Source organism: Pseudodesulfovibrio pelocollis, assembly GCF_030282845.1.
GTDB classification, from domain to species: Bacteria; Desulfobacterota; Desulfovibrionia; order Desulfovibrionales; family Desulfovibrionaceae; genus Pseudodesulfovibrio; species Pseudodesulfovibrio pelocollis.
The window spans coordinates 52988-64407 of sequence record NZ_JASTWE010000018.1 but is presented as its reverse complement, the minus strand read 5'-3'; the positions used below and the strand labels follow the sequence as shown (position 1 = coordinate 64407).

At 61.5% G+C, this 11420-nt stretch carries 8 protein-coding genes; 6 read left to right on the top strand and 2 right to left on the bottom strand.

The annotated features are described in order from the left end of the window. The first annotated feature begins 222 nt into the window (after positions 1-222). Genes QQS14_RS08285 through qrcD form a run of 4 tightly spaced genes read left to right on the top strand, consistent with a single transcriptional unit; the run spans position 223 to position 4930 of the window. On the top strand, positions 223-882 hold the full coding sequence (locus QQS14_RS08285) for a cytochrome c3 family protein (RefSeq protein ID WP_425607919.1): 660 nt from the start codon (positions 223-225) through the stop codon (positions 880-882). Further along, positions 836-2845, top strand: a complete 2010-nt coding sequence (gene qrcB, locus QQS14_RS08280; RefSeq protein WP_345782790.1) for a menaquinone reductase molybdopterin-binding-like subunit QrcB — start codon at positions 836-838, stop codon at positions 2843-2845. Before QQS14_RS08285 ends, qrcB begins: the two co-directional genes overlap by 47 nt. Before the next feature lie 11 nt (positions 2846-2856). After that, positions 2857-3681, top strand: coding sequence for a menaquinone reductase iron-sulfur cluster-binding subunit QrcC (gene qrcC / locus QQS14_RS08275; protein WP_285906509.1), 825 nt, complete (start codon positions 2857-2859; stop codon positions 3679-3681). A 10-nt stretch (positions 3682-3691) separates the two neighbouring features. Further along, positions 3692-4930 (top strand): menaquinone reductase integral membrane subunit QrcD, encoded by a 1239-nt coding sequence (gene qrcD / locus QQS14_RS08270; protein WP_285906508.1) that lies wholly within the window; start codon positions 3692-3694, stop codon positions 4928-4930. Positions 4931-5317: 387 nt separating this feature from the next. Here the strand turns inward: qrcD and QQS14_RS08265 are convergent, their stop codons facing one another. Next, a complete protein-coding gene (locus tag QQS14_RS08265; protein WP_285906507.1) occupies positions 5318-8386 on the bottom strand; it encodes an efflux RND transporter permease subunit in 3069 nt (1022 codons plus the stop codon). Continuing rightward, positions 8386-9579 carry an efflux RND transporter periplasmic adaptor subunit gene (locus QQS14_RS08260; protein ID WP_285906506.1) on the bottom strand — a complete coding sequence of 398 codons (1194 nt, stop codon included), beginning with the start codon at positions 9577-9579 and terminating at the stop codon, positions 8386-8388. Before QQS14_RS08260 ends, QQS14_RS08265 begins: the two co-directional genes overlap by 1 nt. Before the next feature lie 251 nt (positions 9580-9830). On the opposite strand from QQS14_RS08260, the gene QQS14_RS08255 reads away from it, so the two are divergent. After that, positions 9831-10559, top strand: coding sequence for an amino acid ABC transporter ATP-binding protein (locus tag QQS14_RS08255; RefSeq protein WP_285906505.1), 729 nt, complete (start codon positions 9831-9833; stop codon positions 10557-10559). Between the two features lie 43 nt (positions 10560-10602). Further along, positions 10603-11409, top strand: a complete 807-nt coding sequence (locus QQS14_RS08250) for an ABC transporter substrate-binding protein (RefSeq protein WP_285906504.1) — start codon at positions 10603-10605, stop codon at positions 11407-11409. The last annotated feature ends 11 nt before the right edge of the window (positions 11410-11420 follow it).

The following is an 11420-nucleotide window of genomic DNA, read 5'->3' as shown; positions in this document are numbered from 1 at the left end:
GATTGGTGTTTTCCATGTCCGGTAGTTCGTGAAAATTTTCATATTCTCTTGACAGAAAATCAATCCGTACCGTATGGGTTCGTTGTTCAATATGTGTGATTTTCACTTAAACTTACAGAGTGATGGGGCGAGGTTATGGAGGAAAGAAAATCATCGAAACGGTGTGGAGGGGTTCTCCCTTTCATCATCGGCTTCCTGGCCACTTGCATTTTGGGGTGGGCTGTGATCCCTGGGCTGTTCTTCAAGAAGGTGGAGCAGCCGTTCAGATTCAGCCACGCCATTCATGTGGAGGACCAGGGGCTGGACTGTGACAGCTGCCACTATTTCCGGGATGACGGTTCCTTTTCCGGATTCCCCACCAACGAAGCGTGCGAGGACTGTCACGCGATTGACCCCGAGGAGGCGATGGAGGCCATCGCCGAGGCGGGCATTGATCCCAACGACTACGAAGCCATCATGCAGGCCAAGCTCGACGTCATTGAGGACAGCATCCTCTCCGCGTCCGAGGAGGACATCCAGGCCGAGCGTGAGTACCTCGTCAAGTACCTCATCCAGGGCAAGGAAGTGCCGTGGCTGAACTACCAGTACCAGCCCGACAACGTCTACTTCTCCCACCAGGCCCATGCCGAACTCGACATCGCCGAGCTGGCCTCGATGAAGAACGAGTTGGCACGGGTGGTGGACAAGTCGGTCTTTGACGAGCCCGCGGAGCAGAACTGCAACCTGTGCCATCTCAAGGATGTCCACACGAGCAATGACCTTCCGCCCCTTGAGCGGAACATTCTGTCCGGCTACAGCAAGATGACCATGAAGATGTGGAAGTGTGAACGGTGCCATGCCCTCATGGGCCAGTCCAACGCCTGCTACACCTGCCACAAGTAAAGGGGAACTGAAGATGAGCGTAGCACGCAGAGCTTTTATACAGATGAGTGTGGGCGCGTCCGTCGGTATCCTTTTTACTCCGACGGTCTGGACTGCCCTGGACGACGTGTCCATCTGGACGCAGAATTGGCCCTGGATTCCCACGCTGAAATACGGGGAAGTCAAGGGTCTGCCCACCGTGTCCAAAATGTGTGAATCCGGCTGTGCCGTGAAGGTCCGCACCGTGGCGGGCCAAGCCTTCGGAACCGAGGGCAACGCGGACAACCCCCTTTCGGGCGGAGGTATCTGCCCCCTGTGCGCCAACGGCGTCCAGGTCATGTACAGCCCGACCCGGATCAAGGCTCCCCGTCTCAACGGAGCCGAAATATCCTGGGACGAGGCGCGCACGATAGTGGCCGAAAAGCTCGCTGCGGCGGGCAGCAAGGTCGCCGTGATCAGCGGAGACCAGAGCGGCACCATCAACGAGGTCTTCTCGGCGCTGCTGACCAACCAGGGCAGCGACGACTTCTACGCCATGCCCTGCGAAATGCAGACGGCCGACAAGGCGTGGGCAGGCCTCATGGGCGGTTCCGGTCAGGTCGGATACGATCTCGAAAAGGCCGATGTGGTCCTGCTGGCCGGTGCCGATGCCCTGGAGTCCTGGGGACCCACCGTCGCCAACATGCAGGCCTTTGCCGCCAACGACTCCGGCAAGTTCATCTTTGCCGGGCCGATGCAGACCCGCACTGCGGCCGTTACCAGCAAGTGGGTGCCGGTCCCGTCCGAGGGCATGGCCGCCTTCACGCTGGGCATCTGCTACTATGTCATGCAGGCTGGCCGGTCCGTCGATGCCGCCGACTTCGAGCAGTTCAAGTCCATGGTCGTGAGCAACTACACCCCGGCCAAGGTCGAGGCCACCACCGGCGTTCCCGCCGACACCATGGCCGACCTCGCCAGGACCCTGCTCACCGCCCGCAATCCCGTGGTCGTTCCGGCTGGCTCCGTAGCCGCCGACGCGGCCGCCTTTGCCCTGAACCTGCTCCTGGGCGGCGCCATGACGGTGCTGCCGGAGTTCGACAAGGCCATCGACACCGCCATGTCCCGCAGCGAGATGCTCAAGAAGGACATCCTTCAGGGCGTCAGCGCGGACCTGCTCCTGGTCTACGAGGCCAACCCGGTCTACGCCCTGCCCGAGCAGGTCAAGGCCGGATTCACCGTGGCCTTCGACAGCGTGGAGACCGAGACCACGGCGGCCGCCGACCTGGTGCTGCCCACCCCGCACTCCTACGAGCGGTTCGACGACATGGTCAGCCCCTACGGCATGCCCGTCGCCACCTATACCATCGGAGCCTCGGTTTCCAAGCCGGCTCTTGATGTCATGAACGCTGGCGACTTCGTGCTCGGTCTGGTCGATCTCGGTTTCGAGACCTTCGAGGAGGTGCTCGACGCCAAGGTGTCCGCCATCGGCGCCAACAAGCGCAGGTTGATGTCCGGCACCGCCCATGTGGCGGGCGGCTCGGCCGATGTGGGCGGAGTCACCCTGGCCTCCAGCGTGCTGGGCAAGGCCGCCGTGCCCGTCAAGGGCACCGGAGCCGTGGCCCTGGCCCCCTACACGCTGCTCAACGTGGGCACGGCCAATCAGGCCACCACGCCCAACGCCCCCTGCACCATAAGCAACAACCAGCTCATCGGCGACCACATGGTCGTCATGATGGCTTCCGCCACGGCCAAGAAGCTTGGCGTGGATGTCGGCACCAAGGTCAAGCTCTCCGGTGGAAACGGGGAGTGCGTGGCGTTGGTCCAGATATTCGAGGGCGTCCTGCCCGGCGTCGTGGCCGCCCCCCTGGGCATGGGCCATACCGTGGGCGACGAGTTCTCGAAGGGCAAGGGCGATAATGTCTACAAGATTCTCACGGTGAGCTCGGAGGCTGCCACCGGCACCTCCACATGGGCCGGTTCCACTGTGAACATCGCCAAAATCTAGGGGGAACCGACATGGAAATAAAAGAATTCAAAATCAAGTGGGGCATGGTCATTGATATTGACAAGTGCACCGGTTGCGGAGCCTGCATGGTCGGCTGCCAGGTGGAGAACAATATCGCTCCCATGACCAAGAAAGACCCATATAACTATGTTCAGGCCCTGACCACGCATCGCGACGATGCGTCCAACAAGCTGCGGACCCTGACCTGGATGACCGTGTACGAACTCTCCAACAAAAAGGTCTTCCCGGACCACGAGGTTGCGTACCTGCCCAGGCCCTGCATGCAGTGTGGTCATCCTGCCTGTGTGCCCGTGTGCCCGGTCGTGGCCACCGACAAGAACGAGGAAGGTGGCATCGTCTCCCAGATCTACCCCCGCTGCATCGGATGTCGGTACTGCATGGCTGCGTGCCCCTACCACGCCCGGTACTTCAACTGGTGGGATCCCCTCTGGCCCGAGGGAATGGACAAGGGACTGAGCCCCAACGCCTCGGTGCGTCCGCGCGGCGTGGTCGAGAAGTGCAGCTTCTGCCACAGCCGCTACCTGGACGCCAAGAACAAGGCCCGGGCCGAGGGCTCCGACCCCATGGACCTTGCCGACGGCGCGTACAACACGGCCTGCGCGGAAATCTGCCCCACCAAGGCCATCACCTTCGGCGATCTGAACAATCCCGAGCACAAGGTGTATGAGCTTGCCAAGAGCAAGAAATCCTTCCGCCTGCTCGAGAAACTCGGTCTGGACCCCCAGGTCTACTACATGACCGAGCGCGAATGGGTGCGCATGCAGGGCGACAACTACAATGGCGGCGACGGCGCTGCGTCCAACAATCACGGCTAGGAGGTGAGCAATGGATAGCAAACTCTTCCCGGAAGGGGTCCAGCGGTGCTCGCTTGGCCAGTTCGCCCTCTGGATGGTGCCGATTCTCGGCGTCTTGGTCTGGGGGCTGTATGGTGCCGTGCTGGTGCTTTACAACGGCATCGGCACCACCGGACTGGACAACTACTTCGGGTTCGGCGCGTGGATCACCTTTGACCTCGCCGTCATCGCCTTGGGCGCTGGCGCGTTCTTCACGGGGTTCCTCAAATACATCCTCAAGATCAAACAGCTTGAGAAGATCATCAACCTGACGGTCATCGTCGGCTTCATCTGCTACTCCGGCGCCATGCTGGTGCTGACGCTCGACATCGGCCAGCCGGGCCGCGCATGGTTCGGCTACTGGCATCCGAACGTCCACTCCATGCTGACGGAAGTCATCTTCTGCATCACCTGCTACTGCACCGTCCTGATCATCGAGTTCGTCCCGCTGATCCTGGAGCAGAAGCAGCTGAACAAGATTCCCTTCATCCATGCGCTGGCGCACAACATGCACGTCAACATGGCTCTGTTCGCAGGCCTTGGCGCCTTCCTGTCCACCTTCCACCAGGGTTCGCTGGGCGGCATGTACGGCGTCCTCATCGGTCGCCCCTACGCCTTCCGCGAGGGCTTCTTCATCTGGCCCTGGACCTTCTTCCTGTTCGTGCTCTCCGCTGTTGGCACCGGCCCGGTCTTCACCGTCCTGGTCGCCACCTTCATGGAAAAGCTCACGGGCAAGAAGCTGGTGGACTTCAAGACCAAGGCCCTGATGGGCAAGATCGCCGGCTCCATGCTTTGTGTCTACATGTTCTTCAAGATCCTGGACACTTGGGCCTGGGCTGTCGGCTACCTGCCTACCGTGGGATTGACCTTTGACGAGATGTTCTACGGCATTGCCTACGGCAAGTGGATGCTCTGGACCGAGCTTGTGGTGTGCGGTGTTGTCCCGGCCATCATGCTGGTGACGCCGTCCATCAGAAACCGGCCCGCGATGCTCTACACGGCCGCCATCCTCGGTTGTATCGGCGTGTGCATCAACCGTTATGTGTTCACGGTCCAGTCGCTGGCGCATCCGGTCATGCCCTTTGACAGCTGGCATGTGTACTACGCCAACTGGGTCGAGTACGCCACCTCGCTGATGATCGTCGCCTACGGCTTCCTGGTCTTGAGTCTCAGCTACCGCTATCTGCCGGTCTTCCCCCTGGAGACCAAGCTGAACTACCAGAACAAGTAGGTTCGGTATTCCCGTCACTCCAAGGCCCGCTCGAAAGAGCGGGCCTTTTTGCTTTCGTGGGATGAGGATTCATGAAGCAACTGGGATCGTTGTTCGAGAATGGCTGGTTGTGGAAGGAAAGAGAATAGACAGTGAACTGTCGCTTGATTCCCTTCGGTCACTGACGGGGACCGGGCAGTAGGATTACAGGCGCGGCTGAACGGGCCGCGCCTACCAAAGATTCTTTCAGCCCCCACGCCGCGAGAAATGGAAACGGGCCGCCCATCCCGAAGGATGGGCGGCCCGTTTCCATTTCTCGCGGCTTCTTGACAGCCGGAGGCTCGCTTGGGGTCCAGGCCCCTGGCGGGTCCGGGCAGAGCCCGGCCGCCGGAGGCATCAGTCATCCACTCACGCGGATTCTCCCGGGGCGTCCTCTGGTTGCGCGGTGCGGGCGTCGAGCCAGCGCTGGAATTCGTCCATGTAGGTGTAGAAGATGGGCGTGAGGTAGAGGGTGACGATCTGGGAGAAGGCGAGGCCGCCGACCACGGCCAGGCCGAGGGGGCGGCGGATTTCCGCGCCCGCGCCGAAGCCCAGGGCGATGGGCATGGCGCCCATGATGGCGGCCAGAGTGGTCATGATGATGGGCCGGAACCGGATGGTCGCGCCCTGGAAGGCGGCCTCTTGCGGGGTGAGGCCTGTTTTCTCGGCTTCGATGGCGAAATCCACGACCATGATGGAGTTCTTCTTGACGATGCCGATGAGCATGATGATGCCGACCATGCCGTAGAGGTCGAGGTCGTAACCGAAGAGCATGAGGGTGAGCAGGCCCCCAAAGGCCGCGGAGGGAAGGCCCGAGAGGATGGTCAGGGGGTGGATAAAGGATTCGTAGAGGCTGCCGAGCAGGATATAGATGGCCACGATGGCGATGAAGAGCAGGAAGTAGAGGGAGTTCATGGATTCGGCAAAGGCACCTGCCGTGCCCTCGAAGATGGTGCTCACGGTCTGGGGGAGCTTTTCGTGGGCCAACGCCTCCACGGCCTGGGTGATCTGGCCCATGGAGGTGCCGGGTTTGCCGCTGAAGGCGTAGGTGACGGATTGGAGCTGGCCGGTGTGGTTGACCGTGACCGGCCCGGTGGTTTCCTTGATCCTGGCCAGGGCATCAAGGCGGATGAGGTTGCCTGCGTCGGAGCGGATGTAGAGCATGGAGAGGGCGTCCGAGTTGCGCTGGAACTCGGGCTTGAGCTGCATGATGACCTTGTACTCGTCCACCACGGTGTAGATGGTGGATATCTGGCGTTCTCCGTAGGCGGTGAACAGGGCGTTTTCGATGTCGTTTGCCGTGACGCCGAGGCTGCTGGCCAGATCGCGGTCGATCTCGATCTCGACCTGGGGAGTGCTGATCTGGAGGTCGCTGTTGACGCCGGTGAGCAGCGGATGCTTGCGCAGGTCCACTTCAAACTGCTCGGCGCTGGCGTAGAGGGTGGCCGAGTCGGGCGAGAGCAGGGTGAAGAGGTAGTCGCCCTTGGCCTGCTTGCCGCCGATGGGGATCATGGGTGGGTTGACCAGGAAGACTTCCAGCCCCGGCAGTGAATTGACCGGCCCCCAGAGTTCGCGGAGGATTTCGTCCAGGCTCTTTCGCTCGCTGGCCGGCTTGAGCAGGGCCACGATCATGCCCTGGTTGGAGAGGGGGTAGCCGATGATCTGGATCTGGTTTTTGATGCCGGGATTGGCCCCGATGATGGGCACGGTATCCTTTTGCTGGCGCTCCATGGACTCGTAGGCGATGCCCTGGCGGGCTTGGGTGAAGCCCATGATCAACCCCTGGTCGTCGCTGGGCAGGAATCCCTTGGGAATGACGATGAAGGCCCAGGCCGTGACCGACAGGAGCAGGCCCGAGGCGATCATGGTGGAGCCGCGGTGGCGCAGGCAGAAGTGCAGGCTGGCCTTGTACCAGCCCATGAGCCGGTCGAACACGGGGTCGGACTCGGCGATGCGGGTCTTGCTCTTGAGCAGCCGGCTGCCGAGCATTGGGGTGAGCGAGAGGGAGACCACGCCCGAGACGAGGATGGCCGCGGTGATGGTGGTGGCGAATTCGTGCAGCACGCGGCCGACGATGCCCGCCATGAACATGATGGGCACGAAGACGATGGCCAGCGAGAGGGTCATGGAGATGATGGTGAAGCCGATTTCCCTTGCGCCGTCGCGAGCCGCCTGCATGGGGGTCTTGCCCATTTCCAGGTGGCGGATGATGTTCTCGATCATGACGATGGCGTCGTCCACGACAAAGCCCACGCACAGGGTCAGCGCCATGAGCGAGAAGGTGTCGAGGGTGAAGTCCATGAGGTGCATGACCGCGAAGGTGGCGACGATGGAGAAGGGGATGGCCACCGAGGCGATGAAGGTGGAGGCGATGTTTCGCAGGAAGATGAAGACCACGAGGATGACCAGGGCCACGGCCAGGGCCAGGGTGAATTTGACGTCGTTGACCGACTCCTCGATGAACTGGCTGTTATCGTGAACGATGTCGAGGGTGATGGCCGCGGGCATCTGCGAGGTGATCCAGGGCAGCTTCTGCCTGATGGAGTCCACTATCTCGATGGTGTTGGTGCCGGGCTGGCGTTTGACCGCGATGGTCAGGCTGTGCTTGTCGTTGAGCCAGGAGCTGAAGCGCTCGTCCTTGACGCCGTCCTCCACCAGGCCGAGGTCGCTCAGGCGCACGGGCTGGCCGCCACGATAGGCCACCACCACGTCGCGGTATTCGTCGGCCGTGAGGAGCTGGCCGTTGTCTTCGAGCATGAGGGACTGTTCGGACCCTTCCAGGGTGCCAAGGGGCAGGTTGACGTTGGCTTTGGCCACGGCGTCTCTGACCTCGTCGATGCCAAGGCTGCGCGAGGCCAGCTCGCGGGGGTCGAGCCGGATGCGCACGGCGTATTGCTTTTCGCCGTAGATGAGCACCTGGGCCACGCCGGGAATCATGGAGATGGTCTGGGTGAGGAAGGTCTTGGCGTAGTCGTTGACCGTGGACATGGGCAGGATTTCCGAGCGCACCGAGAGATAGAGAATGGGCGTGTCCGCCGGGTTGACCTTCTGGAAGCTCGGCGGGTCGGTGATCTCCTGGGGAAGGTTGCTTGAGGCGCGGGCGATGGCCGATTGCACGTCCAGAGCCGCGCCGTCGATGTTGCGGTCGAGGTCGAATTGCAGGGTGATGGTGGTGGAGCCCATGGAGTTGACCGAACTCATGGACTGGAGTCCGGCAATGGAGGAGAACTCGCGCTCAAGGGGCGAGGCCACGCTGGAGGCCATGGTCTTGGGGTTGGCCCCGGACATGGAGGCAGAGACCTGGATGGTGGGAAATTCTACCGCTGGCAGGTAGCTCACCGGCATGTGCAGGTAGGAGACGATGCCGAAGAAGAGCAGACCCAGCATGGTCAGGGCCGTCATGACCGGCCTGCGGATGAAGAGTTCGGTGACCTGCATCAGGAGTTCTCCTGGCCTTTGGTGGCGTTGGCGTCAGTGCCGGGCGCCGGAGGGGCGTTTTTGATGGCCACGGGCGCGTCCGGGAAGAGCCGGAGCATGCCCTCGACGACCACGGTCTCCCCGGCGGCGAGGCCAGAGTCGATGACCACCTCCTCGTCCACGCGCAGGCCGGGCACCACGGGCCTGACCTTGGCCTTGCCATCCTCGACAACGAAGATGTACCTGCCGTCCGGGCCGCGCTGCACGGCCTGGGCCGGGACGCGCACCGCGTTCTCCCTGATCGAGAGGATGAGGTCGATGGTCACGAACTGGCCGGGCCACAGGGCGGTATCCTGGTTGGGGAAGCGCGCCTTGAGGTTGATCATGCCGGTGTCCGGGTTGACCCAGTTGTCCATGAAGGTGAGCACGCCCCGGGCGGGCTCGGCCCCGGAGAGGGCAGGCGTGGCCAGGACCGTCAGCTGGTTGTCCACGTATTCGGCCCGGATGCGAGGCAGTTCAAAGCCGGGCACCGAGAACTGCACGTCGGCCGGGGCCAGGGTCTTGATGACCACCAGTTCGTCCTTGTCCGCGCCCACAAGGTTGCCCTCGTCGAGAAGCGTGCTGCCCGCCATGCCGTTGATGGGCGAGGTGATCTGGGTGAACTTCACGTTGCGGCTGGCGATATCCACCTGGGCGGAATCCGCCTCCATGGCCTTGCGCGCGGTCTCGTAGGCGGTGAGCTTGACCTCGTACTCGTCGCGGGAGATCACGTTCTGGTCGTAAAGATCCTTGTAGCGAAGGTATTCCTTGCGCGCGTACTCGGCGGTGGCCCGGTCGCTGGCCACACTGGCCTGGGCGCCCCGCTGGGTGTAGATGTAGGTTTCCGGGTCTATGGTGTAGAGCAGCTGCCCGGCGGTGAGCATGTCGCCATCCAGGAAATGGATGCGCATGATGTGGCCGTCCACGCGTGATTTGACGGTCACGGAGTTGGATGCCTTGACGTTGCCCACGGCCTTGATGGTCACCGGGGTGTCCATGGCCTTGGCCTGGACGGTTGTCACCGGGGCGGGCGGACGGTGCGCGGCTTCCTTTTCCCCGCCGCATCCGGCCAGGGCAAGCAGCAGGCAGAGCAGACCCATGGCGGACACGGCGAAACGGGGCGCAAGATTTTTCGGCAGTGATCCGGGATGGCAAAAGTGTGGCGTATTGGTCATGTTTGCTCCGGTTCGAGGCGGATTGGGAGAAAAAGGGATGTCGTTTCATACGCTGTGGCAGGATTCTGTGCAACGGCAAATCACTCTGGAAGGGGTTCCCGGCTGCGGTAAAACGATAAGGGCCTTGACTTTCAGGTGGATTCGGATAACAAGATACAGGCGAAAACGATGCCCGGAAAGCCTGGCCAACGGGGGCTTGCAGTCTTTTCGGGTCCATTTTTTTTGCCCAATTCACGTGCGGAGTATCCTACATGGCAATGATTGAAGTGCAGAAGCTGCATAAATGGTTTGGCGATTTTCACGTCCTTCAGGGCATCACCGAATCGGTGAACAAGGGGGAGGTTCTGGTCATCTGCGGGCCGTCCGGCTCGGGAAAATCCACCTTCATTCGATGTATCAACCGGCTGGAGGAATACCAGAAGGGAACAATCCTCTTCGACGGTAAGGACATCCACGACAAGGACATCAACATCAACAGCCTGCGCGCCGAAATCGGCATCGTCTTCCAGCAGTTCAATCTGTATCCCCATCTCACGGTTCTGAAAAACGTCACCCTGGCCCCCATGAAGGTCAAGAGCATCCCAAGGGACGCGGCCGAGGAACTGGCCCTGGCCCTGCTTGAGCGCGTGGGCATTCACGATCAGGCCCACAAGTATCCGGCCGAGCTTTCCGGCGGGCAGCAGCAGCGGGTGGCCATCGCCCGGTCCCTGGCCATGAAACCCAAGGTCATGCTCTTCGACGAGCCCACCTCCGCCCTTGATCCCGAGATGATCAACGAGGTGCTTAACGTCATGAAGGATCTCGCCCGCGAGGGGATGACCATGCTCTGCGTCACCCACGAGATGGGCTTTGCCCGCGAGGTGAGCGACCGGGTGCTCTTCATGGATGGCGGCGTGGTGGTGGAGCAGGCCCCGCCCGATGAGTTTTTCAAGAACCCCCAGCACCAGCGTACAAAGAACTTCCTGAAGGAAATTCTTTAGGTCCGATATCCGATTGTGCACTTGAAAAGAGAGAGGAGGAAGTATGAAACGTTTGGTAGTCGTATTGGCTCTGGTTCTGACCATGATCGTCGGCGTGTCCGCCGCCCACGCCAACAAGCTCGAAGAGATCAAGGCCAGGGGCGTGCTCGTGGCCGGTGTCAGGGATTCCACCAACCTGTTCGGTTTCGTTGATCCCAACACCAAGGACCTGGTCGGTTTCGACATCGACGTGGTCCGCTACATCGCCAACAAGCTGGGCGTGGACATCCAGTTCAAGGTCGTCACCTCCAACAACCGCATCCCCATGCTGGTGCAGGGTGCCGTGGACATCGTGGCCGCCACCATGACCCACAAGTTCTCCCGCGACGAGCAGATAGACTTCTCCATCACCTACTTCATGGATGGCCAGAAGCTCTTGGTCGAGAAGGGCTCCGGCATCAAGTCCACCGCCGATCTGGCCAACAAGAAGGTCGGCACCGTCAAGGGTTCCACCTCCGAGAAGAACATCAAGGACGCCCAGCCCGCCTCCCAGGTCATCTCCTACGACGAGTACCCGCAGGCCTTCATGGCTCTGAAGCAGGGCAAGGTCGTGGCCGTGACCACCGACTCCGGCATCCTGGCCGGCCTGAAGGCTGGCGATGTCGATCCCGAGAAGTGGGAGATCGTCGGCGAGTTCTTCTCCTCCGAGCCTTACGGCCTCGGCGTTCCCGAGAACGAATCCAAGTTCCGCGACTTCGTCAACCTGTGCCTCAACGAGATGTGGCTCGACGGCACCTATCATGCGACCTTCAAGAAGTGGATGGGTTACGATCTGCCCGCCGGTTGGCAGATGGAGCTGTGGCCCATGTAATTACGGCCTGA

Coding starts and splice junctions, on each gene's coding strand:
- QQS14_RS08265 (WP_285906507.1), bottom strand. CDS start 8,386: ATGCAGGTCACCGAACTCTTCATCCGCAGGCCGGTCATGACGGCCCTG.
- qrcC (WP_285906509.1), top strand. CDS start 2,857: ATGGAAATAAAAGAATTCAAAATCAAGTGGGGCATGGTCATTGATATT.
- QQS14_RS08255 (WP_285906505.1), top strand. CDS start 9,831: ATGGCAATGATTGAAGTGCAGAAGCTGCATAAATGGTTTGGCGATTTT.
- qrcD (WP_285906508.1), top strand. CDS start 3,692: ATGGATAGCAAACTCTTCCCGGAAGGGGTCCAGCGGTGCTCGCTTGGC.
- QQS14_RS08250 (WP_285906504.1), top strand. CDS start 10,603: ATGAAACGTTTGGTAGTCGTATTGGCTCTGGTTCTGACCATGATCGTC.
- qrcB (WP_345782790.1), top strand. CDS start 836: ATGCCCTCATGGGCCAGTCCAACGCCTGCTACACCTGCCACAAGTAAA.
- QQS14_RS08260 (WP_285906506.1), bottom strand. CDS start 9,579: ATGACCAATACGCCACACTTTTGCCATCCCGGATCACTGCCGAAAAAT.